Origin of the sequence: Streptomyces sp. NBC_00096 (genome assembly GCF_045041305.1) — a bacterium.
Taxonomy (GTDB): domain Bacteria; phylum Actinomycetota; class Actinomycetes; order Streptomycetales; family Streptomycetaceae; genus Streptomyces.
Window position 1 is genome coordinate 2,169,502 of record NZ_CP108221.1, and the last position, 23,065, is coordinate 2,192,566.

At 72.7% G+C, this 23,065-nt stretch carries 23 protein-coding genes; 10 read left to right on the forward strand and 13 right to left on the reverse strand.

Going from position 1 to position 23,065, the window contains the following annotated elements; translation table 11 throughout:
* Positions 1-17: 17 nt before the first annotated feature.
* The 7 genes from OG904_RS09165 to OG904_RS09195 form a co-directional block, all read right to left on the reverse strand.
* Positions 18-1,832, reverse strand: coding sequence for a dipeptide ABC transporter ATP-binding protein (locus tag OG904_RS09165; RefSeq protein ID WP_405489173.1), 1,815 nt, complete (start codon positions 1,830-1,832; stop codon positions 18-20).
* The gene (locus OG904_RS09170) at positions 1,829-2,821 is read right to left on the reverse strand and encodes an ABC transporter permease (RefSeq protein ID WP_405489175.1); all 993 of its coding nucleotides are present in this window, start codon (positions 2,819-2,821) and stop codon (positions 1,829-1,831) included. Before OG904_RS09170 ends, OG904_RS09165 begins: the two co-directional genes overlap by 4 nt.
* Positions 2,818-3,801 carry an ABC transporter permease gene (locus OG904_RS09175; protein WP_405489177.1) on the reverse strand — a complete coding sequence of 328 codons (984 nt, stop codon included), beginning with the start codon at positions 3,799-3,801 and terminating at the stop codon, positions 2,818-2,820. Before OG904_RS09175 ends, OG904_RS09170 begins: the two co-directional genes overlap by 4 nt.
* Entirely contained in the window at positions 3,798-5,549 is a 1,752-nt protein-coding gene (locus OG904_RS09180) for an ABC transporter substrate-binding protein (protein WP_405489179.1), read from the reverse strand. Before OG904_RS09180 ends, OG904_RS09175 begins: the two co-directional genes overlap by 4 nt.
* Positions 5,550-5,720: 171 nt before the next feature.
* Entirely contained in the window at positions 5,721-5,816 is a 96-nt protein-coding gene (locus OG904_RS09185; RefSeq protein WP_323182585.1) for an Ms4533A family Cys-rich leader peptide, read from the reverse strand.
* A gap of 46 nt (positions 5,817-5,862) precedes the next feature.
* Positions 5,863-7,371 (reverse strand): DUF3152 domain-containing protein, encoded by a 1,509-nt coding sequence (locus tag OG904_RS09190; RefSeq protein ID WP_405489182.1) that lies wholly within the window; start codon positions 7,369-7,371, stop codon positions 5,863-5,865.
* A 229-nt stretch (positions 7,372-7,600) separates the two neighbouring features.
* Positions 7,601-8,629: an alpha/beta fold hydrolase gene (locus OG904_RS09195; RefSeq protein ID WP_405489184.1), complete on the reverse strand. Its 1,029-nt coding sequence runs from the start codon at positions 8,627-8,629 to the stop codon at positions 7,601-7,603.
* 122 nt (positions 8,630-8,751) lie between these two features.
* On the opposite strand from OG904_RS09195, the gene OG904_RS09200 reads away from it, so the two are divergent.
* From OG904_RS09200 to OG904_RS09215, 4 genes are all read left to right on the forward strand, one after another.
* Positions 8,752-8,967 carry a hypothetical protein gene (locus OG904_RS09200; RefSeq protein ID WP_405489186.1) on the forward strand — a complete coding sequence of 72 codons (216 nt, stop codon included), beginning with the start codon at positions 8,752-8,754 and terminating at the stop codon, positions 8,965-8,967.
* Between the two features lie 147 nt (positions 8,968-9,114).
* Positions 9,115-9,753: a TetR/AcrR family transcriptional regulator gene (locus OG904_RS09205; protein WP_214949215.1), complete on the forward strand. Its 639-nt coding sequence runs from the start codon at positions 9,115-9,117 to the stop codon at positions 9,751-9,753.
* 173 nt (positions 9,754-9,926) lie between these two features.
* Positions 9,927-10,154 carry a DUF3107 domain-containing protein gene (locus tag OG904_RS09210; RefSeq protein ID WP_405489188.1) on the forward strand — a complete coding sequence of 76 codons (228 nt, stop codon included), beginning with the start codon at positions 9,927-9,929 and terminating at the stop codon, positions 10,152-10,154.
* Between the two features lie 149 nt (positions 10,155-10,303).
* Entirely contained in the window at positions 10,304-10,606 is a 303-nt protein-coding gene (locus OG904_RS09215; protein ID WP_405489190.1) for a hypothetical protein, read from the forward strand.
* A 114-nt stretch (positions 10,607-10,720) separates the two neighbouring features.
* Here the strand turns inward: OG904_RS09215 and OG904_RS09220 are convergent, their stop codons facing one another.
* On the reverse strand, positions 10,721-11,479 hold the full coding sequence (locus OG904_RS09220) for a ferritin-like fold-containing protein (protein ID WP_405489192.1): 759 nt from the start codon (positions 11,477-11,479) through the stop codon (positions 10,721-10,723).
* Between the two features lie 463 nt (positions 11,480-11,942).
* On the opposite strand from OG904_RS09220, the gene OG904_RS09225 reads away from it, so the two are divergent.
* The 3 genes from OG904_RS09225 to OG904_RS09235 all read left to right on the forward strand — a co-directional run bounded on the left by OG904_RS09225 (position 11,943) and on the right by OG904_RS09235 (position 15,258).
* Positions 11,943-14,006, forward strand: coding sequence for a DEAD/DEAH box helicase (locus tag OG904_RS09225; RefSeq protein WP_405489194.1), 2,064 nt, complete (start codon positions 11,943-11,945; stop codon positions 14,004-14,006).
* Between the two features lie 117 nt (positions 14,007-14,123).
* Positions 14,124-15,005, forward strand: a complete 882-nt coding sequence (locus tag OG904_RS09230) for an alpha/beta fold hydrolase (RefSeq protein WP_405489196.1) — start codon at positions 14,124-14,126, stop codon at positions 15,003-15,005.
* Between the two features lie 100 nt (positions 15,006-15,105).
* Positions 15,106-15,258 (forward strand): hypothetical protein, encoded by a 153-nt coding sequence (locus tag OG904_RS09235; protein WP_405489198.1) that lies wholly within the window; start codon positions 15,106-15,108, stop codon positions 15,256-15,258.
* Between the two features lie 104 nt (positions 15,259-15,362).
* Here the strand turns inward: OG904_RS09235 and OG904_RS09240 are convergent, their stop codons facing one another.
* The 4 genes from OG904_RS09240 to OG904_RS09255 all read right to left on the reverse strand — a co-directional run bounded on the left by OG904_RS09240 (position 15,363) and on the right by OG904_RS09255 (position 18,462).
* A complete protein-coding gene (locus OG904_RS09240) occupies positions 15,363-15,968 on the reverse strand; it encodes a MarC family protein (protein WP_405489200.1) in 606 nt (201 codons plus the stop codon).
* 65 nt (positions 15,969-16,033) lie between these two features.
* Positions 16,034-16,900 carry a PHP domain-containing protein gene (locus tag OG904_RS09245; protein ID WP_405489202.1) on the reverse strand — a complete coding sequence of 289 codons (867 nt, stop codon included), beginning with the start codon at positions 16,898-16,900 and terminating at the stop codon, positions 16,034-16,036.
* A 247-nt stretch (positions 16,901-17,147) separates the two neighbouring features.
* Complete coding sequence (locus tag OG904_RS09250) at positions 17,148-17,789, reverse strand: DUF6758 family protein (protein WP_405489204.1); 642 nt, start codon at positions 17,787-17,789, stop codon at positions 17,148-17,150.
* Positions 17,790-17,877: 88 nt separating this feature from the next.
* On the reverse strand, positions 17,878-18,462 hold the full coding sequence (locus OG904_RS09255; protein WP_405489206.1) for a suppressor of fused domain protein: 585 nt from the start codon (positions 18,460-18,462) through the stop codon (positions 17,878-17,880).
* A 396-nt stretch (positions 18,463-18,858) separates the two neighbouring features.
* On the opposite strand from OG904_RS09255, the gene OG904_RS09260 reads away from it, so the two are divergent.
* Together OG904_RS09260 and OG904_RS09265 are read left to right on the forward strand one after the other, a co-directional pair.
* Positions 18,859-19,983: a magnesium and cobalt transport protein CorA gene (locus OG904_RS09260; RefSeq protein WP_405489208.1), complete on the forward strand. Its 1,125-nt coding sequence runs from the start codon at positions 18,859-18,861 to the stop codon at positions 19,981-19,983.
* A gap of 108 nt (positions 19,984-20,091) precedes the next feature.
* Positions 20,092-20,604 (forward strand): hypothetical protein, encoded by a 513-nt coding sequence (locus OG904_RS09265; protein WP_405489210.1) that lies wholly within the window; start codon positions 20,092-20,094, stop codon positions 20,602-20,604.
* Between the two features lie 100 nt (positions 20,605-20,704).
* On the opposite strand, the gene OG904_RS09270 is transcribed toward OG904_RS09265, so the two are convergent.
* Positions 20,705-21,496, reverse strand: a complete 792-nt coding sequence (locus OG904_RS09270) for a hypothetical protein (RefSeq protein ID WP_405489212.1) — start codon at positions 21,494-21,496, stop codon at positions 20,705-20,707.
* A gap of 231 nt (positions 21,497-21,727) precedes the next feature.
* On the opposite strand from OG904_RS09270, the gene OG904_RS09275 reads away from it, so the two are divergent.
* Entirely contained in the window at positions 21,728-23,035 is a 1,308-nt protein-coding gene (locus OG904_RS09275) for a magnesium transporter MgtE N-terminal domain-containing protein (protein WP_328300653.1), read from the forward strand.
* Positions 23,036-23,065 lie beyond the last annotated feature (30 nt).

The window sequence follows — 23,065 nt, forward strand, 5'->3', positions numbered from 1 at the left end:
TTCGAGCACGCTAAGAACTACTGGGAGCCTGTGAGGACTCCGTCCGGAACTGCGGTCCGACTGCTCCGGCCGAGGCGGCGCGCGGCGGCCAGGGCGGGGTCCGGGGACGGGACGGCGGCCAGCAGCTGGCGGGTGTAGGCGTGCGCGGGGCGGTCGTAGACCTCGTCGACCGGCCCCTCCTCCACGATCACTCCGCCCCGCATGACGGCGACCCGGTCGCTCACCTGGCGCACCACCGCGAGGTCGTGCGCGATGAACACCAGCGCGATGCCCAGCTCCCGCTGGAGCTCGGCCAGCAGGGCGGTGACCTGCGCCTGCGTGGTCACGTCGAGGGCCGAGACGGGCTCGTCGCAGACGATCAGCCGGGGCCGGGGCGCGAGTGCGCGGGCGATGCCGACGCGCTGGCGCTGGCCGCCGCTGAACTCGTGCGGATAGCGGTCGTAGTGCCCCGCCTCCAGCCCGACCCGTTCGAGGAGCTCCCCGACCCGGCCGCGGACGGCCCGCGCGTCCTTCTCCCCCGCCGCGCGCAGCGGATCGGCGATGGACTCCCCGATGGAACGGCGCGGATTGAGCGAGGACACCGGGTCCTGGAACACCATCTGGACCCCGGGCACCACCCCGGCGCTCTCCCGCCCACCGCGCCGGACCTGCCCGGAGCCGGGCTCCAGCAGCCCGACGAGCATCCGCCCGAGCGTGCTCTTGCCGCTGCCGCTCTCGCCGACGATCCCCAGCGTCTCCCCGGCGTACACGGCGAGCGACACCCCGCCGACGGCCGCCACCCGCCGCTTCCCCCGCCCGAACTCCTTCCACAACGAGAACGCCTCGACGACGGGTTCACCAGCCAATTCCAGCCCCGCAGGCACACCCGGCCCGGCCATATCCAGCCCCGCCGGCGTTTGAGGCGCGGGGTCCGGGGCGGAGCCCCGATCCTTGGGCCGCGCGGGCACACCCGGCCCGGCCGAATCCAGCCCGGCCGGCGTTTGAGGCGCGGGTGCGGGCAGCGCCCGTACCGCCCCCGGCCGGGGAACCCGCACCGCGTCCAGCCTCGGCACCGCCGCCAGCAGGGCACGGGTGTACTCCTGCGACGGCTCCGCCAGGACCCGCGCCACCGGCCCCCGCTCCACCGCCAGCCCGTCCCTCATGACCAGCAGCTCGTCCACGTTCTCCGCCGCCACCCCCACGTCGTGCGTGACCAGCAGCAGCCCGAGCCCCCGCTCCTCCCGCAGCCCGTGCAGCAGGTCCAGGATCTGCGCCTGCACGGTGACGTCCAGCGCGGTGGTCGGCTCGTCCGCGATCAGCAGCTGCGGCTCGCACGCCAACGCCATGGCGATCAGCGCCCGTTGCCGCATCCCGCCGCTGAACTCGTGCGGCCGCGCCCGCGAGCGCCGCACCGCATCGGGTATGCCGACCCGCTCCAGCACCTCCACCGCCCGCGCCCGCGCCGCCCGCCGCGAGACGGCCGCGTGGACCCGGTGGACCTCGGCGATCTGGTCGCCGATGGAGTAGTACGGGTCGAGGGAGCTGAGCGGGTCCTGGAAGACCATCGCCGCGACGGCGCCCCTGAGCGATCGGAGCTCGGCAGCCGAAGCGGTACCCACGTCGGTGCCACCGACCCGGACCGATCCGCCGAGCCGCGCACCCGTCCCCCGGTGCAGCCCCAGCAGGGCCGCCGCGACGGTCGACTTGCCGCTTCCGGACTCCCCCACGATGCCCAGGGCGCGCCCCGGCTCCAGGGTGAAGGAGATCCCGTCCACGGCCCGCAGGAACTCCCCCGGCCCGCCGACGGGGAACTCGACGGTGAGGTCGGTGACGTCCACCAGCAGTCCGGTCATGTCAGGGCCACCCTTCGGTCCGCGACGGCGTAGAGCAGGTCGGCGACGGCGCCCGCGATGACGACGGCCGCGCCGATGGTGAGGACCACGCCCACCACGACGGGCAGGTCCACCACCCGCACCCCGTCGATGAGGGTCTTGCCGAGCCCGGGGATCCCGAACAGCGACTCGGTCAGCACGGCGCCGCCGATCATCGTGCCGAAGTCCACGGCGCTGAGCGCGATCACCGGGGCCACCGCGCCGCGCACGGCGTGCCGGGTCACGATCGCCCGCTCCCCCACCCCGTAGGCGCGGAAGGTGCGGATGTGGTCCTCGGCGAGCGTCTCCAGGGTGGAACTGCGGGTCAGCCGGGCGTACTTGGCGCTTTCGAAGAAGCCGAGGGTCACCCACGGCAGCAGCATGTTCCAGGCCCACTGCTCGGGATCCTCGCCGAGCGGCACGTAGGTCGGGAACGGCAGCCACTGGAGGTAGGCGCAGACGGCCATGAGCAGCAGCAGTCCGAGGATGAAGACGGGGGTGCCGGTGGCGGCGAGGGTGACCACGGTCAGCGCCCGCTCGGTGAACCCGCCCCGGCGCAGCGCGGACAGCAGTCCGGTGCCGACGCCGATCACGAGCCAGATCACCAGCGCGCCGAGCGCCAGCGAGAGGGTGGCGGGGAGCCGGGCCAGGATCAGCTCGGTGACCTGCTGGTCGTTCTGGTACGAGAATCCGAGGCAGGGCGCGTCGCAGTGCAGTACCAGCCCGGCGCCGCCGGAGTAGTCGCGGCCGGCCACCAGCCCCTGCAGGAAGTGCAGGTACTGCACGACCAGGGAGTCGTTCAGCCCGAGTTGCTGGCGCACCTGGGCCACCTGGGCCGGGTTGCACCGCTCCCCGCAGGCGAGGCGGGCGGGGTCGCCGGGGGCGACGTAGAACAGGGCGTAGACGACGACGGACAGGGCGAGCAGCACCAGGAGCGCCCCGCCGAGCCGTTTGAGCGCGAAGCGGGTCATGCGCTGCGCTCCTTCCTGGTGCCGACGCGCAGGCGCGAGCCCTCGCGCGGGTCGAGGGCCGTGCGGACTCCGTCGCCGAGGACGGTGAAGGCGAGCACGGTGACGAAGAGCAGCCCGGCGGGCAGCAGGACGTAGGTGGGATCGGCGCGGAACCAGGTCTGCGCGCTGGAGAGCATCTGTCCCCAGGACGGGGTGGGCGGCTTCACGCCGACCCCGAGGAAGGAGAGCGAGGCCTCGATCACCATGTTGGTGGGGACCTTGATCGCGGCGAAGGTGATGACGGGCGCGGCCAGCGAGGGCAGCAGTTCGCGGCGGGCGATGCGCAGGGTGCCGTTGCCCGAGAGCCGGGCGGCCTCGACGAAGTCCAGGCCGCGCAGGGTGAGGGTCTGGGCCCGCACCATGCGGGCGGTGCCGCCCCAGTCGAGGAGTCCGATGACCAGGATCAGCAGCAGCGGCCGCGGGAAGTCGGGCGGGACGACGGCGGTCAGCGCGATGGCGAGCACGAGCATGGGCAGCGCGATCATCACGTCGGTGACGCGGCCGATGAACTGTCCGACGAAGCGGTTGCCGAGCGCGGCGAGGAGCCCGGCGGTGATGCCGAGGAAGACCTGGACGACGGTGGCGCCGAGCGCGACGAGCAGCGAGACCCGCGCTCCGTAGAGCAGCCGGGTGAACAGGTCGCGGCCGGTGCCCGGTTCGACGCCGAGCCAGTGTTCGCCCGAGACCCCGCCGAAGGAGCCGAGGGGTACGCCGCCGCGCGCGGAGTCCACGAGCTCGTCGTGGTACGCGTTCGGGTCCTGGCCGGTGAGCTGCGCGAACAGCGGTGCGGTGAGGGCGAGCAGGACGAGGAGCGCCAGAACGGCGGCGGCCGCCACGGCCGAGGGCCGTGCGCGCAGCCGCCGCCAGACCTGCCGCCCGGCACCCGGCCCCGGGGCGGCGACCCCGGGTCCGGACGCCGAAGGGTGGGCGAGGAGCGTCACTTGACCGAGACCTGCGAGATGTCGAGGACGCCGGTCCAGTCGCTGATGACGACGTTCTTGACGTCCTTGCCGACGAGCCGCTTGTAGACCGGGTGGAAGAGCGGCACGTCCAGGGCCTGCTCACCGATCTTCTTGTCGAGGGCTCCCCAGCGCTTGCCGGCCGCCGCGAGGTCGGTCAGCTTGGCGATCTCGTCGATCTCGGTGTTGACCGCCGGGTCGTTGAGCTGCGCGTGGTTGTAGTTGGTGCCGTTGGTGACGATCTGGCGGCCGTCGTAGATCGGTGCGAGGAAGGGCGCGCCGGAGGGCCAGTCGGCGCCCCAGCGGGAGAGGAAGAAGCCGGGGGTGTTCTTGACGTCCCAGCGCTTCTCGTTGAAGGCGTTGTTCTCCAGGCCCTCCAGCTTGACGGTGATCCCGGCGGCGGCGAGCGCCTGCTGCACGGCGGTGGCGACCTCGGGGCTCGTCTGCCGGTTCTGCGCGGTGGAGTGGGTGAGGGTGATGCTCAGCCCGTCCTTGAAGCCCGCTTCGGCCAGCAGTTCCTTGGCCTTGGCCGGGTCGCCGGTCTTGCCCGCCGGGAAGTGGTCGTACTTGGCGAAGCCGAAGGCCTCCTGCTCGGGCAGGAAGGTGGTGGCCGGTTCGGCGAGGGCGGAGCCGCCGGCGGCGTTGATCACGCTGGTGCGGTTGATCGCGTAGGAGATGGCCTGGCGGACCTTCGGGTTGTCGAAGGGGGCGACCTTCGGGTTGAAGGCCAGGTAGTTGACGTAGCCGAAGTGGCCGGTGCCGACCCGCCCGGACAGCTCCTTGTTGTCGCCGATCTGGGCCAGCTCGGCGGGGCCGAGGTTGGTGTCGGTGGTGACGGCGGCCGCGTCGGCGCCGGAGCTGGTGGACAGCCGCTGGTTGATGACCGCCGCGTCGAGCCCGGAGCGGACGTCGATCTTGTCCGGGTAGGCCTTGCGCTCCTCGTCGGTCTTCTCGTCCCAGTTCTCGTTGCGCTCCAGCGTGAGGTGCTCGCCGTCGTTCTCGTTCTTGACGACCTTGTACGGGCCGGAGGAGACGGGGTGCTCCTCGTACTTGACCCCGGTGTCCTTGGCCTTGGGCACGGGCGCGAACTGGGTCTGCGTGGCCAGGAAGGGGAACTCGCCCTCGGGCTTGCGGAGTTTGAAGACGATCGTCTTCGCGTCGGGCACGACGATCGAGTCGAGGCCCTTGCCGCCGTCCTTGTACGGGCCCTCGTACGTCTCCCCGCCGACCAGCCAGTCGCGCAGGTACGGGGCTCCGCCCGACAGCTCGGCGGCGAAGGAGCGCTCGATGCCGTACTTGATGTCGGCGGTGGTGATCGGCGAGCCGTCCTCGTACTTCAGCCCGTCCTTGAGCGTGTACGTCCACTCGGTGGCGTCGGCGTTGGGCTTGCCGAGGTCGGTGGCCAGGTCGGGGACCACCTTGGCGCCGGCCGGACCGGCCTCGCGGTTGCGGGTGGTCAGCGTGCGGAAGACCAGCGAAGGAACGTTTCCGCCGCCGGAGGTGTAGAGGCGGGCGGGGTCGAAGTCGCTCTGCGGCTCGTTGTTGAGGACGCTCAGCGTGCCGCCCTTCTGCGGGGCGCCGGCGGCGCCGCCCGCGCCGGGCTTGTCCGCCGCCTTGCCCGAGCCGTCCTCGGGCCCGCAGGCCGCGGCGCCCCCGGCCAGGACGAGGCTGACGGCGACCGCGGCCACGCGGCGCGATATCTGATGACGGGCAGGCCCGGCGGAAACCATGGGAAGAACGACCTCTCGGCGTGAAACGGAATGGGGAGGAGGCCACGCGAGGGGCAGCGGTCACCGTCGGCGGAGACGGAGAACGAAAAGAAGCCGCGCCTGCGGGCATGGAGCCCCCGGGCGCGGCGGAACAGCGGAAGGAAAAGGCAGTCGCACGCGCTCAGGGAGGCGTCAGCGACAGAAGATGTCGGCCACGCTGTGCGCGGTCACACCAAGCAGCGCCAGCTCAATGGCGGCGCTCGCGGTGGTGGTGTGCAGGTGCGACATGCGGAGAACAATTACCGACCATCGGACAGCTTGTCAACGCGGCGGATCAACTCCCGGGAAACACCCAGGGGTTGGGTTTGCAGTGAATTCCGTTGATGTCCAGGGACTTCGTCTGCTGCTGCATGATCGGGGCGAGCGCGCCCGGCGTCTGGCAGCTCACGTGCCCGTGGCCGAGCCGGTGGCCGACCTCGTGGTTGATCAGCATCTGGCGGTAGGCGAACATCTGGTCCGCGCCGTAGGTCACCGAGCCCTGCGCCCAGCGGTACGCGTTGATCATCACGCGGTCGGTGGACGCGGAGTCGCAGGAGACGTTGTCGACGGTGGTGTCCAGCCCGGACTTGGCGCACCAGACGCCGGTGGTGCCGGGGCTGGCCAGGGTGATCACGAAATCGGCTTCGCCGCCCGGCACCCGCTCGAAGGTCTTCGAACCGCCGTGGCCCCAGCTGCGGTCGTCGTTCAGGGTGCGGTGCACGGCCTCCGCGAACAGCTGCGCGTCCAGGCCGAGCCCCTGCTCGACGTCGACCCGGTAGCGGATCACCTTGCCCTTGCCGGGCGCCCGCGCCACCCCGGGCACCGTGTCGAAGGTGCCCGGCCCCTTCAGCTTCTCGTCGATCGGGAACTGCTGAGCCATCCTCTGTTCGTACGGGAGCTCCGGCACGGCCTGGGCGGCGCCGGAGCCCGCGCCTGCCGGGGTCGGGCGGTCGTCGGAGCGGGAGGCGGCGGAGTTCCCCTGGGCGGTGTGGCTGTTGCCGTCGCCTGCCGCGCGCGCACTGGTCTTGCCGCCGTCGCCCTCGGAGGCCACCTGACCCGCGACGACGACCGCGAGCACGGTGGTGACGGCCGCGGCGGCCATGCCCGCGTACGTGCGGACCTTGAGACCGCGTCCGGTCGTCGCGGGCTCCGGCTCGGCGTCCGGGGCGCTCGGGGCGACCGGCGTACGGGGCGCCGGGATCCGGCCGTGCGGGCCGGTGGAGGTCAGGGGGTCCCCGGGCACGGAGACCCGGCGGTGGGAGCCCGTCGCGGTGAACGCCCCGTCGGCGTCCGGACCGGGTCCGGGCACGGTGATCCGCCGGTGCGAACCGGTGGAGGTGACGGCGGAGCGGGCGGAGTCGGCGGAGTGGGGCGCCGCGACCCGGCGGTGCGTGCCCGTGGAGGTCATCCCGGAGTCCGGGGCGACCTGCGGGAAGCCGGCCGCGGGGGTGCCGAAGGCCGGGGCGTCGAAGGCTCGGGTGTCGAAGGCCCCGGTGTCGAAGGCCCCGGTGTCGAAGGCCGGGGCGTCGAAGGCTCGGGTGTCGAAGGCCCCGGTGTCGAAAGCCGGGGCGTCGAAGGCCCCGGTGTCGAAAGCCCCGGTGTCGCCCTCCGGCACCCACGGCGGCGCCTGTGTGGACGCCGTGGCCGGGCGGGTCCGCGGTGCCCCGCGCCAGTCCCCGTACGCCGTGCCCGTACCGGCACCCGTACCGGAGCGGGCGGTCGCGCCCCAGGCTCCGCCGGGCTCGCGCTGTTCGGGGTGTCCGCCGCGCGCACCGGACACCGGCTCGTGGCGCGGCGGGGGCACCTGCCCCCCGTGGCTGACGGCGGGCTCGGGCCACGCGGCCGGGGCGCCGCCCTGATGTCCGGCCGGGGCGCCGCTCCGGGATCCGGTCGGGGCACTGCTCTGGAACCCGGCCCCGGACACGGCCCGGGACCCGGCCCCGGGTCCGGCCTGGGACCCGGCCCTCACGGCCGGTTCAGGTTGGCCGGGGCCCGGAGCCTGGGGCTCCTTGCGGCTATGTCGTCCCACGCGCTCAGCCCTTGCCGTCCTCGTCGGTTTCCTCGACCCGGTCCGCGACACCGGGGTCCGGACCGGTGCCGTGCCCGCCGCCGGTGTCGTCCAGCAGCTCCCGGAACGCGGCCGCGACCACGTCGGGGTACTCCATCATCGCCACGTGCCCGGCCTCCGGCAGACACAGCAGCCGCGAACCGCGGAAGGCCGCGGCGGCCTTGCGCGCCATACGGTACGAGACGAGCTGGTCCCGGCCACCGTAGACCAGCAGCGTCGGAGCGAGTACCCGCTGCGCCTGGCTCCACAGCCCGTGCTGCCCGCCGAGGGTGTAGGCGTCGACGATGCCGCGCGAGGAACGGGTCATCGCGTCCCAGAAGTACGGTAGCGCGAGGCGCCGTTCCATCTCCTCGACGGCCAGCGCGAACGCCTCGGCCGTCACCCGCGAGGGGTCCCCGTAACAGAGGTCCGTCACCCCCCGGGTGCGCTCTTCGGCACTCAGACCCCGGGTGAGGCGGCCGAAGAGCCCGGCCACGCCGGGTACGGCGAGCAGCGCGGTCGGCACGGCCGACTTCTGCACGCGCAGTTCGGGCAGGGCCGGGGAGACCAGCGTCAGCGTGCGCACCAGGTCGGGCCGGACGGCCGCGACCCGGGTGGAGACCGCCCCGCCGAGGGAGTTGCCGAACAGGTGGACCGGCCCGCGCCCGGCGGCGTCGAGGTGGCGGATGACGGCGCGCGCCAGCCCGGTGACGGAGTAGTCCCGGTCGGCGGGCGGCGGGGACCAGCCGAAGCCGGGCAGGTCGAGGGCCTCGCCGTCGACGGCGGCGGCGAGCCGGCCCATCAGCGCGGACCAGTTCTGCGAGGACCCGCCGAGCCCGTGTACGAATAGCGCGGGCGGCAGGCCGGGGTGCAGCGCCGGCCGGGCCCTCACGGTCATTTCCAGTCCGGGCAGCCGGTCGGTGCGCAGCTGCTCTCCTTCGGCCACGCGTACCGCTCCCACCTGGGAAGACGATGCGGCGGAGGACCGTACACCCGGGAGCTCGGTCGAAGACATGGGGGCAATGTTACGAGAGGATCACGCTCCACTTCTTGTGTTCGCCGTCACAGGTGCATGGCGGACCGCCTGGCGGGGTATCCGCGTTCCTCCTAGGCTCGTAGGTGGAAAGGGGTGTTCCCATGACTGTCGACCCTGCGGAACCGGACACTTTCCAGTCGGAGCAGCGGGAGCCCCTCGACGTGGAGGCCCCCGAGGCGGACGCGGCGGAGCAGCGGACCGAGTTGAATCCGCTGGAGGACGACCCGCTCACGGACGTCGGCCTGCGCGAAGTCTCCGACGGGGACGCCGTCGAGCAGACCCGGGTGGTGACCCTCGACGAGGACGACTACCGCTGAGCCAAGCGCTGACCAGCGTCTCCGGCGGGTAACCGCCGGTCCGTACCGCGAGAAAACTCGGCTTGAACCCTCCAGATTCGGTTACCGAAAAGTACGATGGCGGCGCGGCGCAAGGCGCACTGTGTTCTAGAGAAAGTGGGAGGCGGCGTGACAGCCATCGAGCAGACCGAGGCAGCGCGTCCGCGGGGCACGCGACTTCCGCGCCGGGCCCGGCGCAACCAGCTCCTGGGCGCCGCCCAGGAGGTCTTCGTCGCGCAGGGTTACCATGCCGCGGCCATGGACGACATCGCCGAGCGCGCGGGCGTCAGCAAGCCCGTGCTCTACCAGCACTTCCCGGGGAAGCTCGACCTCTACCTGGCGCTCCTGGACCAGCACTGCGAGGCCCTGCTGCTCGCCGTGCGCACCGCGCTCGCGTCGACGAACGACAACAAGATGCGTGTCGCCGCGACCATGGACGCCTACTTCGCGTACGTCGAGGACGAGGGCGGCGCCTTCCGGCTCGTCTTCGAGTCGGACCTGACCAACGAGCCGGCGGTGCGCGAGCGCGTCGACCGCGTCTCGCTGCAGTGCGCCGAGGCCATCTCCGACGTCATCGCCGAGGACACCGGCCTGTCGAAGGACGAGTCGATGCTGCTGGCCGTGGGGCTGGGCGGGGTGTCGCAGGTCGTGGCCCGTTACTGGCTGTCGAGCGAGAGCCCGGTCGCGCGTGACACCGCGGTGGGGCTGCTGACCTCCCTGGCGTGGCGCGGAATCGCAGGTTTCCCGCTGCACCCGACGGACGTCTGAGCCGCTCGGGCCGGCTGCGGATCAGCTCCGGGCCGGCTCCGGGCGTGTCTGACCGGCGGCTGTTCGCTGCGAGCGTTTCCGCCGCGCGGCGGACACGTCCCCTCTCCGGGCTAATGTGGACCGGGTAACGGCGCGGCTGATCGCGCGAACCGGACCGTCGGAGGGACAAGGCCGTGGAGGTCAAGATCGGCGTGCAGCACGCACCCCGGGAGATCGTGCTCGAGAGCGACCTGAGTGCCGAGGAGCTGGAGAGCATCGTCACCGCCGCCCTGTCCGGCTCGGCGCCGGTGCTGAGCCTCACGGACAACAAGGGCCGCAAGGTCCTGGTGCCGTCCGAGCGCCTGTCGTACGTGGACCTGGGCGAGCCCAACGTGCGCAAGGTCGGTTTCGGCGCGCTCTGACAAGGAGCACGGCGGAGAGACGGTACGCGCTGAGAAGCGCTGAGAACGGCCCGGTGGATGACTCCACCGGGCCGTTTCCGTTTCCTCCGCTTCGGGTAGGACCGCAATAAGACCCGACCCGGTACGCCGTCGCTCCGAGAGGAATCGCCATGCTGTTGATCGAGACGCTCGGCTCCGCTCTGCTGGGCCTCGCCCTGGCCGGTGCGGCCGTCCGCGTGCTCGCCCAGCGACTGCCCTCCGCACGGACGGTCCTGGTGAGCGGGGTGGCGGGTGCGCTCTTCGGGGCCTATCTGACGCACACCGCGCTGGGCCCCGGGCACAACACCCTGTTCGCGACCTTCATCGGAGGGGCGCTGGTCTCCGCGGTGGTCCTGTCGCTGCTGCTGCGGCCGGCCGGCCGCCCGGGCAGGCAGTCCCCCCGGACTCCGTTTTCGGTTCCGACGCGGGGGTGACAGACCCCGCTGACGGACGTACGCCGGCCCCTGCGCGGGAATCCACGCGCAGGGGCCGGCGTACGTGACGGGACGGGTCCGGCGGGGCCGGCGGGGCGGTGACCAGGCCGGCGGCTAGGCCGCGAGGCCGAGGGCCGCCATCCGCTTGGTGTGCGCCTTGGTGATCCGGGTGAACATCTCGCCGACGGCCGCCAGGTCGAAGCCGGCCGCCATCCCGTCGACGCCGCCGACCAGCATGGTGGAGAGCGCGTCGCGCTCGGCGACGACGCGCTGCGCCTGCGACAGCGCCTCGCCCATCAGCCTGCGGGCCCACAGCGCGAGCCGGCCGCCGCAGCGCGGGTCGGCCTCGATCGCGGCGCGCACCTTCTCGACGGCGAAGCCGCCGTGGCCGGTGTCGTCGAGCACGCTCACGACGAGCCCGCGGGTGTCGGTGTCGAGGTGGGTGGCCACCTCGCGGTAGAAGTCGCTGGCGATCGAGTCGCCGACGTACGCCTTGACCAGGCCCTCCAGCCAGTCCGACGGCGCGGTCTGGCGGTGGAAGTCGTCGACGCCCTTCGCGAACGGCTCCATCGCGGCGGTGGCGTCCGCGGCGATCTCGGTGAGCCGGTCGCGCAGCCGCTCGAAGTGGTGGAATTCGGCGGAGGCCATCTTGGCGAGCTCGGCCTTGTCGCCGAGGGTGGGCGCGAGCTTCGCGTCCTCCGCGAGGCGCTCGAAGGCCGCGAGTTCGCCGTACGCGAGCGCCCCGAGCAGGTCCACCACGGCGGCCCGGTACTGCGGCGAGGCGGAGGCCGTGGCCCAGTCCTGGGCGGCGATACCGACCGCCTCGGCGGAGGCGCTTTCGTCGGCGGGCGATGCGTTTTCAACGGTCGACATGCTCCGCACAATAGCTCGCCGAATGGGACCACGAACCACCTGCTCAGTCCACGTAAACACGCCTACCTGGTGAATTCACCCCACACAGCTGCGAGATTCCGGGGTACAGTGGTAATGCGCCTGCCGAACACTCGGCGGGCCATCCGAATGAGGATGCCCGGTCGGTGGCCCGATCGGCTCCACCCGACCGCCCTCGGCGTGACGCGTGCGCTCATGCGTACCGTCCCACGAGGGGCCCCCTCAGCGGCATAAAGCGCCTGAGCGATGGCTCGTGGTCCCGCGCAGCTTGGTACGTACGTCGTAGTACTGCAAGCCCGGCACGGTACGACCCCCTTCGCCGCCTCGCGCCGCGTCTCACAGAAGAGGCAGCACCCTGACTACGTTCCGAGACCTCGGGATCTTTCCCGAGACGGCCGAAGCCCTTGAGGCCGTCGGCATTGTGACCCCCTTCCCGATCCAGGAGATGACCCTCCCCGTCGCCCTTTCCGGCACGGACGTCATCGGCCAGGCCAAGACCGGTACCGGCAAGACGCTCGGTTTCGGCCTCCCCCTGCTGGAGCGCGTCGTCGTCCCCGCCGACGTCGAGGCCGGCCGCTCCACGCCGGAGCAGCTCACCGACGCCCCGCAGGCCCTCGTGGTGGTTCCGACCCGCGAGCTCTGCACCCAGGTCACCAACGACCTCCTCACCGCGGGCAAGGTCCGCAACGTACGCGTCCTCGCCATATACGGCGGCCGCGCGTACGAGCCGCAGGTCGAGGCGCTCAAGAAGGGCGTCGACGTGATCGTCGGCACCCCGGGCCGCCTGCTCGACCTGGCCGGGCAGAAGAAGCTCGACCTCTCCAAGGTCAAGGCCCTCGTCCTGGACGAGGCCGACGAGATGCTCGACCTGGGCTTCCTGCCCGACGTCGAGCGGATCATGAGCTACCTGCCCGCGAAGCGACAGACGATGCTGTTCTCGGCCACCATGCCGGGCGCGGTCATCGGACTGGCCCGCCGGTACATGACCCAGCCGACGCACATCCGCGCCGTCTCGGAGGACGGTGAGGGCGCGACCGTCGCCAACACCACGCAGCACGTCTTCCGTGCGCACAACATGGACAAGCCGGAGCTCGTCTCCCGCATCCTGCAGGCCGAGGGCCGCGGGCTCGCCATGATCTTCTGCCGCACCAAGCGCACGGCGGCCGACATCGCCGAGCAGCTGGAGAAGCGCGGCTTCGCGTCCGGCGCCGTCCACGGCGACCTGGGCCAGGGCGCCCGCGAGCAGGCGCTGCGCGCCTTCCGCAACGGCAAGGTCGACGTGCTGGTCTGCACCGACGTCGCCGCCCGCGGTATCGATGTCGAGGGTGTCACCCACGTCATCAACTACCAGACCCCCGAGGACGAGAAGACCTTCCTGCACCGTGTGGGCCGTACCGGCCGCGCGGGCAAGAAGGGCATCGCCGTCACCCTGGTCGACTGGGACGACATCCCGCGCTGGCAGCTGATCAACAAGGCGCTGGAGCTGGACTTCCACGACCCGGTGGAGACGTACTCCACGTCCCCGCACCTGTACGAGCAGATGAACATCCCGGCCGGCACCAAGGGCATCCTGCCCCGCGCCGAGCGCACGCGGGCCGGCCTGAAGGCCGAGAACGTGGAAGACCTGGGCGAGACCGGCGGCCGCGGTGGCCGTGGCGGTCGCGACGCCGGGCGTGACGGTGGCCGCGACTCCGGTCGTGACCGCGGTCGTGACTCCGGCCGTGACGGTGGCCGTGACTCCGGTCGTGACGGTGGCCGCGGCGCCGCTGCCCCGGCTGCCGAGGAGGCTCCCGCCCGGACCCGTACGCCGCGCCAGCGCCGCCGTACGCGTGGTGGCTCGGAGCACGGTGCCGAGGTCCTGGCCCCGGTGGCCGCCCAGGTCGCCGCCCCCGTCACACCGGTCACCCCGGTCGTCGAGGCCCCGGAGGCTCCGGCCGCCGAGCAGCCGCGCACCCCGCGCCGTCGCCGGACCCGGTCGGCCGCTCCGGCCGCCACCTTCGTCGCCGCCGCCCCCGCGGGCGTGCTGGAGCCCCTGGCGCCGTTCGTCAGGGAGCCGGAGCCGGACTTCCAGATCGCCCCGCCGGTCGAGCCGGTCCGCGCCCCGCGGAGCAGTGCTCCTCGGAGCAGCGCCCCGCGTGCCCGCGCGCCCCGCAAGGCCGCGGCCACTCCGGTCGCCGCCCCGGTGGCCGAGGTCGTCGCCCGGGCCGCCGTGGTCGAGGCCCCGGCCGCCGCCGCGGTGACCGAGGAGGCTCCGGTCAAGCCGAAGCGCACCCGGACCCGCAAGGTCGCCGCCGCCCCGGCCGCCGAGGTCGTCGCCGAGGCCGCCGCCCCGGTCGCGGAGGAGGCTCCGGTCAAGCCGAAGCGCACGCGGACCCGCAAGGTCGCCGCTGCCGCCCCGGAGGCTCCGGCCGCCGAGGCCGCCGCCCCGGTCGCCGAGGAGGCTCCGGTCAAGCCGAAGCGCACCCGGACCCGCAAGGTCGCCGCCGCGGTGGAGACCCCGGAGGCGTAACGCCCTGCCGATGGCCCCGGTCCCCTTTCCCAGGGGGCCGGGGCCATCGGCGTACCCGGACGCGAACAGTGCCGCAACGGCGTCCGAACTGCCGTACGGGCCGGTAACCTCGGGCTCATGAGCAAGCCGCCGACCCTCACCCTGCCGCCCTCGGCCCGCGCGTACCGCCTGAGCACCGCCCGCGGCGAGTTCGCCGTGCACGAGGCCGTGCCCGGCGGCCCGGTGCGCGCCACCGCCCTGCTGGTCCCCGGCTACACCGGCAGCAAGGAGGATTTCATCGGCCTCCTCGGGCCGCTGTCCGCCGCCGGGTACCGGGTGGTCGCCGTCGACGGGCGCGGGCAGCACGAGAGCGGCGGTCCGCGCACGGAGGCCCCGTACGCCCTGGAGGAGCTGGCCCGCGACGTCCTCGCGCAGACGGCCGCGCTGGGCGGGGCCGGCCCGGTGCACCTGCTGGGACATTCGCTGGGCGGGCTGGTCGTACGGGCGGCCGTGGTCCGGGATCCGGCCCCCTGGGCCAGCCTCACGCTGCTGAGCAGCGGTCCGGGCGCGGTCTGCGCGGACCAGCGGGACCGTACGAAGCTGCTCGTCTCCGCCCTGGAGGCGATGGGCGACGACATGCCCGGCATCTGGGCGGCCATGCGCGCCATGGACCCGCGCGATACGCCCCCGGACTCCCCCGAGCTGGCGGCCTTCCTGCGCGAGCGCTGGCTGGGGACCGTACCCGAGCAGCTGATCGTCACCGGCCGGGCGCTGATCGGCGAGCCGGACCGGATCGACGAGCTCGCCGCCGCGGCGCCGGGACTGGCGAAGCTGGTGCTGTCCGGGGAGTCCGACCCGGTGTGGCCGGTGTCGGACATGGACGCCATGGCCCGCCGGCTGGGTGCGGCGCGGGTGGTGGTCCCGGGTACCGAGCACTCGCCGAACGCCGAGGATCCGGCGGCCACGGCGGCGGCGCTGGCGGGGTTCTGGGCCTCCCCTGACGACTCCGATACCCGTTAGTAGTTAGACAAGGAAAAAATTTCCTTAGCGTAGGGAATGTTTGCGGCTTACACTTCGTTAACCCTGTACAAGGAGAAACACCGACGAAGGGAGAAGCCCCATGCGCTTCGAGATTCTGCGCCTGGACGACGTCGACGGATCTGCCGTGGACAGCACCGTCGTGGACGCGGCCTCCGTCAACCGGATCGTGGAGCAGGCCGCGGCCATCGGCCAGCGCATCCTGATCCGACCGGCCGAGACCGTGTCCAACTGACGAACGGCGACCGCCGCCGCGTACGACGAAGGCACGACGCCGACGCCCCCGCACCGATCCCGGTGCGGGGGCGTTCGCATGCGCGGCGGCGGGACGGCGGGGCGCTAGGAGGTGTGGATCACCTGGAGCACGCCGTTGATGATCTGCTGGACGGCGATCGCGGAGAGCATCATGCCCGCCAGGCGCGTCACGAGGACGACGCCGCCGTCCTTGATCACGCGGATGATGACGAGCGAGTAGCGCATCACCACCCACAGCACGACGTGCATCGCGACGATCGCGGACCACACGGAGAGCTGGCCGGTGAGCCCATCGGCCTTCTGCACGGCCAGGATCACCGAGACGATCGCACCGGGCCCGGCGAGCAGCGGCATGCCGAGCGGGACGAGCGCGACGTTCACGTCCTTGGTCTGCTTCGGCTCGTCGTTCTTGCCGGTGAGCAGGTCGAGCGCGATGAGCAGGAGCAGCAGACCGCCAGCGATCATCAGGGCCGGCACGGAGACGTGCAGGTAGTCGAGGATCTGCTGGCCGCAGATGCCGAAGACCGCGATGACGCCGAAAGCGACGCAGACGGCCTGCCAGGCCATGCGGCGCTGCACCTTGGCGGGGCGGCCGGAGGTCAGGGCGAGGAAGATGGGCGTGATCCCCGGGGGGTCCATAATCACAAAAAGCGTGAGAAAGAGGGATCCGAAGACGGCGAAATCGAGCACAGTGATGCCTTGCAGGAGAGGGGTGTTACGGAAAGGGGGCGGAGTGGGAGGGGCGGCGGCAGCGGTCAGCCGCGCGCGCGTCCACCGGCGCCGGGAACCGGGAACGCCCCGGTGGCCCGGCGCGTGATCTCGCCGTAGATCTCGGGGTCGGTCGTGTACTCCCCGAGGCGGCAGGTCTTGCGGCTGCCGTGGTAGTCGCTGGACCCGGTGGTCAGCAGTCCGACGTCGCCGGCCAGGCCGCGCAGGCGCGCGCGGGTGGCCTCGTCGTGGTCCATGTGGTCGACCTCGATGCCGTCCAGGCCGGCCGCCGCCAGGGCGGCTATCGCGTTCTCGGACACGCACTCGCCGCGCTTGACGGCGGCCGGGTGGGCGAAGACGGTGACCCCGCCGGCGGCCTTGACCAGGCGGATCGCGTCGAAGGGGTCGAGCTCGTGCTTCTCGGCGTACGCGCGGCCGCCGTCGGCGAGCCAGGCCGCGGTGAACGCGTCGGACACGGTGGGGACGACGCCGAGCTCGACGAGCGCGGCGGCGATGTGCGGGCGTCCGACGGAGCCCTCACCGGCGATCCGGGCCACCCGCTCCCAGGTGATGTCCACTCCGAGGTCCCGCAACTTGCCGACCATGGCCTGCGCGCGCGGGGTGCGGTCGTCGCGTACGAGTTCCCGCTCGCGGGAGAGCTCGGGCTCCTCGGGGTCGAAGAGGTACGCGAGCAGGTGCATCCCCGTGCCGTCGAGACGGCAGCTCAGCTCGGCGCCCGTGACCAGGGTCAGCCCCGCGGGCAGCGCGTCGATCGCCTCGCGGTATCCGGCGACCGTGTCGTGGTCGGTCAGTGCGACCACGTCGAGCCCCGCGGCGGCGGCATTGCGCACCAGCTCGGCGGGGGTGTCCGTACCGTCCGAGGCCGTGGAGTGCGCGTGCAGATCGATGCGCACAGCGGAGCTCCAGGAGGTGGTGGGTATGACGGGGGACGCTCAAGGATACCCCCGGCCCGGGGACCGGGGGCGCGACCGCCGCGGCCGGGCCGGGCTTGGCCTCGGCCGGAGCGCCGGAGTGCCGGGGCCCCGACCCCGCGCGGCCACCGGCCGGACCGGCGGACGGAGTCCGGCGCAGCGCGCCGAAGCCCGCGAGGCCCGCCAGGGCCGAGCGGTGCGAGGTGCGCGTCAGGAGGAGAACGGCGCGTCAGGAGGACAGAATGCGGGGGCTCAGCGCCCCGCAGGGCAGCAGTTCGACCTCGGATCCCGCGTCGCGCAGGTCGGTCAGGACCAGCTCGTCGTACATCAGCAGCCCCGACTGCTCCGGCCAGACGATGGCCCACAGCCACAGCCCGCGCGCCTCCCCGGCGAAGACGGCCCGGTCGTCCGGGACACCGGTGACGTGCCAGAGCGGCGTCGGGCGCCCGGCGGCGACGACCTTGGCGTGCGGCGGGGCGGAGACGTTCATGAAGGGGGCCGGGTCGGGGGCGTCGAGGCCCGCGAACCGGGCGCCCAGGCCGACGCCCAGCTCCTCGGCGATCAGCAGCAGCTCACCGATGCCGCCGAGCGGGCCGGGACCCGAGCAGGCCACGGCGGTGGCCCGGCCGCCGCTGCGGTCGTCGCCGGCGGAGGCGATCCCGGTGAAGAGCCAGCCGACGGGCAGCGGCCAGGGCATCCAGACCGGCACCTGCGCCCGGTTCACCACCACGCCCAGGCCTTCGACGCTCGGCGGGATCACGGGCTGCAGGGGATGAACGGTGCCGTGCACCGCGCACTGCCAGGAGTCGGCGAAGAGGCCGGGCGCCCTGACCCGGCCACCGCACTTCGGGCAACTCGGTTCGCCCCTCATAAGAAGCCACGCTCCTCCCCGCCGCGCGCCCCGTCAAGACGCGATCACCCGTCCGGGCGGCCGGGCGGCCGGATGGTCAGTCCGGCGGTCAGTCCAGTGCGACCGCCGTACGCAGAGGGTCCCGCAGATCCGTGCCGCGCGCGAGCCAGCGTTCCTGCAGCGCGGCCGCGCCGTGCACCCGCTTCCACGCCGCCTCGTTCGCCGTCATCGGGAGGAGGGGGAAGAAGGAGACCGGGTCCATCGGGTCCTCCAGTACGACGTCCTCCACCAGCCCGCCCGGCTCCGCCACGAGCACGGAGGTGAACGGAGCCCCGTCCCAGAGCGGTTCCCCCACGTCCAGTGAGGCCCCGGGCGCCACGATCAGCCCCTCCACCTGGGGGGCCGCCGCCAGCACGGCCAGCGGTCGCAGCAGTCTGTCGGTGGGCGCGAGACCGCCGCGCACGGTCAGGAGGAGTTCGGCGCGCGGGCCGCGTACCGGATCGGCGACCACCGCCGTCGGGTCGGTCATCGGCTGTGCGGACATGCCGAGGGTCGCGTACCGCACGAGGTCGCCCTCGGTGAAGCGGAGGACCTCGATGCGGTCGGTACCCAGGAAGGTGACGGCGGCGCGGGCGTCGGGTTCGCCGAGCGTGGCGCGCAGCCGGGCTTCCACAAGGGCCAGGATTTCTGCCATGGACCGAGCATAGAACTCGTATCAGGCGGGTAAAGGGCGGGTCTTGACCATCCGTCGGCTGATATCGTTGACCGCTGGTCGGGGACGCTCTCAGAAGAGAAGTTTCAGTGCCCCGGCGACAGGACGTCCCCCACGGGGGACCGGCCGGAGGAGGTGGGGCTGCGGTGCATCGAAGTCGATCGTGCAGTAGTACCAATCGCTCTTCCACTTCACCGACGGGCGTCCCGCGCCCCTTTTGATCCGCACTCCGGGATCGGTTGAAGAGCGACGGCAGAACTGTGTCCTCCCGTCCTCATCCTTCCGCGTGCCCGCCCGGACTGCCGACCGCGGCGACGTGCCCTCCGGAAGGACCTCCCACCCGTACGGTCCGCAGCCGTGCGCGCGAAGGAGCCTGCCATGTCGATGCTGCCCTACCTCCGTGCCGCCGTCCGTCCGGCACTGCGCCGGTCCACCCCCGTCCTGCCCGGCTACGACGCCACCCGCGACCCGTCCGCCAACAGCGCGGTGGTCGACTGCGCCGTCTACCGCGACGGGCGCCGGGCCCTGCGGGCGCACGGAGCCGCCTGCCTGACGCCCCGTGAGGCGATGCGCCAGGTCCGCGAGGACGGCGGTTTCGCGTGGATCGGGCTGCACGAGCCGACCGAGGACGAGTTCGCCGGGATCGCCGCCGTGTTCGGGCTGCACCCGCTCGCCGTGGAGGACGCGGTGCACGCGCACCAGCGGCCGAAGCTGGAGCGGTACGACGACACCCTCTTCACCGTCTTCAAGACGATCCACTACGTCGAGCACGCCGAACTGACCGCCACCAGCGAGGTGGTGGAGACCGGCGAGGTGATGTGCTTCACCGGACCCGACTTCGTCATCACCGTCCGGCACGGCGGCCAGGGCTCCCTCAGGGGACTGCGCCACCGCCTCCAGGACGACCCGGCGCTGCTGGCCAAGGGACCGTCAGCCGTCCTGCACTCCCTGGCCGACCACGTCGTCGACGGCTACATCGCCGTCGCCTCGGCCGTCCAGGACGACATCGACGAGGTGGAGAGCGACGTCTTCGCCGCCCCCGCCAAGGGCAGTGCGCGCGGCGGTGACGCCGGCCGCATCTACCAGCTCAAGCGCGAGGTGCTGGAGTTCAAGCGGGCCGTCTCCCCGCTGCTGCGGCCCATGGAACTGCTCAGCGAGCGGCCGATGCGGCTGGTGGACCCGGACATCCAGAAGTACTTCCGTGACGTCGCCGACCACCTGGCCCGCGTCCACGAGCAGGTCGTCGGCTTCGACGAGTTGCTGAACTCCATCCTCCAGGCCAACCTGGCGCAGGCGACCGTCGCCCAGAACGAGGACATGCGCAAGATCACCTCCTGGGCGGCGATCATCGCCGTGCCGACCATGATCTGCGGCGTGTACGGGATGAACTTCGAGAACATGCCGGAGCTGCACTGGCGCTACGGCTATCCGATGGTGATGGCCGCCATCACCGGGAGCTGCTTCACCATCCACCGGGCGCTGCGCCGGCACGGCTGGCTGTAGCACCCGCCCGCCTGACGGCCTGACGGCCTGACGGCCTGACGGCCTGACTGGCTGACTGGCTGACTGGCTGACTGCGGTGGCGCGCGCCCCGCTGGCTACCCTGTGCGCATGACTCTCAGCGCGCTCGATCTGGCCCTCGTCGAGGAGGCCACCAAGAAGTCCGGCCTCATCTGGGTCCGCGGCTCCGGGGCCGACCGCGGCCTGTGGCACGCCTGGGTGGACGGCGCGGCGCACGTGCTCGGTGACGGGCCCGGCGAGCAGCCGTTCCCGGGGCTCGCGGACGGGGCGGCGGCCGAGGTGACCGTGCGCAGCAAGGACAAGGGCGGCCGGCTCGTCGCGTGGACGGCGACGGTACGGGAGCTCGTGCCCGGCAGCGAGCCGTGGGAAGCCGCGGTGGCCGAGCTGAAGGGCAAGCGGCTGAACGCGCCCGACTCCGCCGAGATGACCGGGCGGTGGGCGCGGGAGTGCCGGCTGCTGCGCCTGGAGCCGGAGTCCGTCCGGGCGGGCCTCCCCGAAGGTTCGCTGGCGGCGGCTCCGCTGGACTCCCCCGCGATCACCCGTGAGCCGGTTCCGGCCGGGCTGCCGAAGCTGCTGCTGAAGCGGAAGAAGGCGGCCCGCTAGGCCGTCGGGCTTGCCGGCGCACGGGCGAAGGCCCCCCCGGGGCCGCGCACGGTAGCCGCCGGTCCTCGGTCCCACGGGGCCGTGCCGCGCCGGAACGGGGTCAGCGTTTGGGGGCCGTGCCCTGGCCGGAGCCCTTGGGCGCGGGGGTGGCGGAGCCGTCCCCCTGCTCCTTGGTCGTGGGCAGCTGGGAACCGTAATCCACTGTCTGGTCCTGCGCGGGCGCCGTGAGCTCGACCGGCTTGCCCCATTCCGCGAGCTCCACCCGGCCGGCTCCGCCCGCGCGTTCCATCAGGAGCGGGTAGGGGGTGCCCTCCAGGGAGACCGACAGCTTGCCGCCCTTGCCCGCGTCCGCCGAGACCTGGACGGCCCGGGTGTGCCCGACCTTGGTGTAGTCGCCCTTGGTGAGCTTGCCGTCGAGCCCGAGCAGCCCGTCCAGCATCACGTGCATGTCGGTGAACCCGCGGAACTGCTTGTAGGAGGGGTCGCCCTCGGGCACCTTGACGAACTTGTCGCCGAGCTTGCCGGCCGCCTCGGACTGGCCCCAGAACTTGGCGCTCGCCTTGAGGTAGAGCTGCTCGCCCACCCGCAGCAGCTGGAAGGTGGTGTCGTCCTGTGATTTCACCTCGCCGGAGCCGCCGTCCGCCCCGAGCCGCATGTCGAGGGTGAAGGACTTGCCGCCGCTGACGAGCGTGCCGGACAGGTGCACCGACTGGGCCCCGGTGACGGCCGCCTTCGCCTTGTCCTCGATCTGGTCGGCGGAGAGCTTGCCGATCCCGTTGGTGCCCTCGTCGGGGTCCGCCCCGCACCCGGTGGCGACCACGGCCAGGCCCGCGCACAGGGCACTGACCAGGGCGGCCCGGCGCAGCCGTGGGGCGGGGAAGTAGGCGGTCACGGGCGGGTGCCCCTCTCGTTGCGTCTGCGAGCAGCTGGCAGCGTACCCGCCCGTAGCCCGGGCCCCCGCGCGGAGCCCGGGTACGGCCGGGGAGGGTGCGCGGACTGCGGGGACGCCCGTGCGGACGCCCGTGCGGACGGCCCCATCAGGAGGTTGTGTGCGGCACGGGCTAACCTGAGGGACGGCAGTACCGGTGATCGACGGATGACGCAGCTCGTAGGAGGCGCTCGGATGGCGGCAGGCGCCCCACGGATCTTCGTCTCGCATCTGTCGGGTGTGCCCGTCTTCGACCCCAACGGCGACCAGGTGGGCCGGGTACGCGACCTCGTCGCGATGCTCCGCGTGGGCGGCCGGCCGCCCCGGCTGCTCGGCCTGGTGGTCGAGGTCGTCAGCCGGCGCCGGATCTTCCTGCCCATGACCCGCGTGACGGGCGTGGAGTCCGGCCAGGTCATCACCACCGGCGTGGTCAACATGCGGCGCTTCGAGCAGCGTCCCACCGAGCGGCTGATCCTCGGCGAACTGCTGGACCGGCGGGTGCGCCTGGTCGCGGACGACGAGGAGGTCACCGTCCTGGACGTGGCCATCCAGCAGCTGCCGGCCCGCCGCGACTGGGAGATCGACCGGATCTTCGTACGGAAGGGCAAGTCGGGTGCGCTGCGGCGGCGCGGCGAGACCCTGACCGTGGAGTGGTCGGCGGTGACGGGGTTCTCGCTGGAGGAGCACGGGCAGGGCGCCGAGAACCTGGTCGCCACCTTCGAGCAGATGCGCCCGGCCGACGTCGCGAACGTCCTGCACCACCTGACGCCCAAGCGGCGCGCGGAGGTGGCCAGCGCCCTCGATGACGACCGGCTCGCGGACGTCATGGAGGAGCTGCCCGAGGACGAGCAGGTGGAGATCCTCGGGAAGCTGAAGGAGGAGCGCGCGGCCGACGTCCTGGAGGCGATGGACCCGGACGACGCGGCCGACCTGCTCTCGGAGCTGCCGGAGGACGACAAGGAGCGCCTGCTGACGCTGATGCGGCCGGACGACGCGGCCGACGTGCGGCGTCTGCTGTCGTACGAGGAGAACACCGCGGGCGGTCTGATGACCACGGAGCCGATCGTGCTGCGGCCCGACGCGACGGTCGCCGACGCGCTGGCCCGGGTACGGCAGTCGGACCTCTCGCCGGCGCTGGCGGCGCAGGTGTACGTGTGCCGGCCGCCTGACGAGACGCCGACGGGCAAGTACCTGGGCACGGTGCACTTCCAGCGGCTGCTGCGCGATCCGCCGTTCACCCTGGTCAGCTCGATCGTGGACACCGGCCTGGCACCGCTGCGGCCCGACTCCTCGCTGCCGGTGGTGACCAGCTACCTGGCCGCGTACAACATGGTCGCGGTGCCGGTGGTCGACGAGAGCGGCTCGCTGCTGGGCGCGGTCACCGTCGACGACGTACTGGACCACCTGCTCCCGGACGACTGGCGGGAGACGGACTTCCATTCGGAGGGTCCCGGCGGACCCGAGGATTCCGAGCGTGCGGAGGGGGCCCTGCGTGACCACTGACCGGGGGCGCGGCGACCAGGGCGCGCGCGA

Bases quoted from the DNA above. Each gene is read 5' to 3' on its own strand.
- OG904_RS09165 (WP_405489173.1), bottom strand. From the start codon at position 1,832: ATGACCGGACTGCTGGTGGACGTCACCGACCTCACCGTCGAGTTCCCC.
- OG904_RS09170 (WP_405489175.1), bottom strand. From the start codon at position 2,821: ATGACCCGCTTCGCGCTCAAACGGCTCGGCGGGGCGCTCCTGGTGCTG.
- OG904_RS09180 (WP_405489179.1), bottom strand. From the start codon at position 5,549: ATGGTTTCCGCCGGGCCTGCCCGTCATCAGATATCGCGCCGCGTGGCC.
- OG904_RS09185 (WP_323182585.1), bottom strand. From the start codon at position 5,816: ATGTCGCACCTGCACACCACCACCGCGAGCGCCGCCATTGAGCTGGCG.
- OG904_RS09195 (WP_405489184.1), bottom strand. From the start codon at position 8,629: ATGTCTTCGACCGAGCTCCCGGGTGTACGGTCCTCCGCCGCATCGTCT.
- OG904_RS09200 (WP_405489186.1), top strand. From the start codon at position 8,752: ATGACTGTCGACCCTGCGGAACCGGACACTTTCCAGTCGGAGCAGCGG.
- OG904_RS09215 (WP_405489190.1), top strand. From the start codon at position 10,304: ATGCTGTTGATCGAGACGCTCGGCTCCGCTCTGCTGGGCCTCGCCCTG.
- OG904_RS09220 (WP_405489192.1), bottom strand. From the start codon at position 11,479: ATGTCGACCGTTGAAAACGCATCGCCCGCCGACGAAAGCGCCTCCGCC.
- OG904_RS09225 (WP_405489194.1), top strand. From the start codon at position 11,943: ATGACCCTCCCCGTCGCCCTTTCCGGCACGGACGTCATCGGCCAGGCC.
- OG904_RS09230 (WP_405489196.1), top strand. From the start codon at position 14,124: ATGAGCAAGCCGCCGACCCTCACCCTGCCGCCCTCGGCCCGCGCGTAC.
- OG904_RS09235 (WP_405489198.1), top strand. From the start codon at position 15,106: ATGCGCTTCGAGATTCTGCGCCTGGACGACGTCGACGGATCTGCCGTG.
- OG904_RS09250 (WP_405489204.1), bottom strand. From the start codon at position 17,789: ATGAGGGGCGAACCGAGTTGCCCGAAGTGCGGTGGCCGGGTCAGGGCG.
- OG904_RS09255 (WP_405489206.1), bottom strand. From the start codon at position 18,462: ATGGCAGAAATCCTGGCCCTTGTGGAAGCCCGGCTGCGCGCCACGCTC.
- OG904_RS09260 (WP_405489208.1), top strand. From the start codon at position 18,859: ATGTCGATGCTGCCCTACCTCCGTGCCGCCGTCCGTCCGGCACTGCGC.
- OG904_RS09265 (WP_405489210.1), top strand. From the start codon at position 20,092: ATGACTCTCAGCGCGCTCGATCTGGCCCTCGTCGAGGAGGCCACCAAG.
- OG904_RS09275 (WP_328300653.1), top strand. From the start codon at position 21,728: ATGGCGGCAGGCGCCCCACGGATCTTCGTCTCGCATCTGTCGGGTGTG.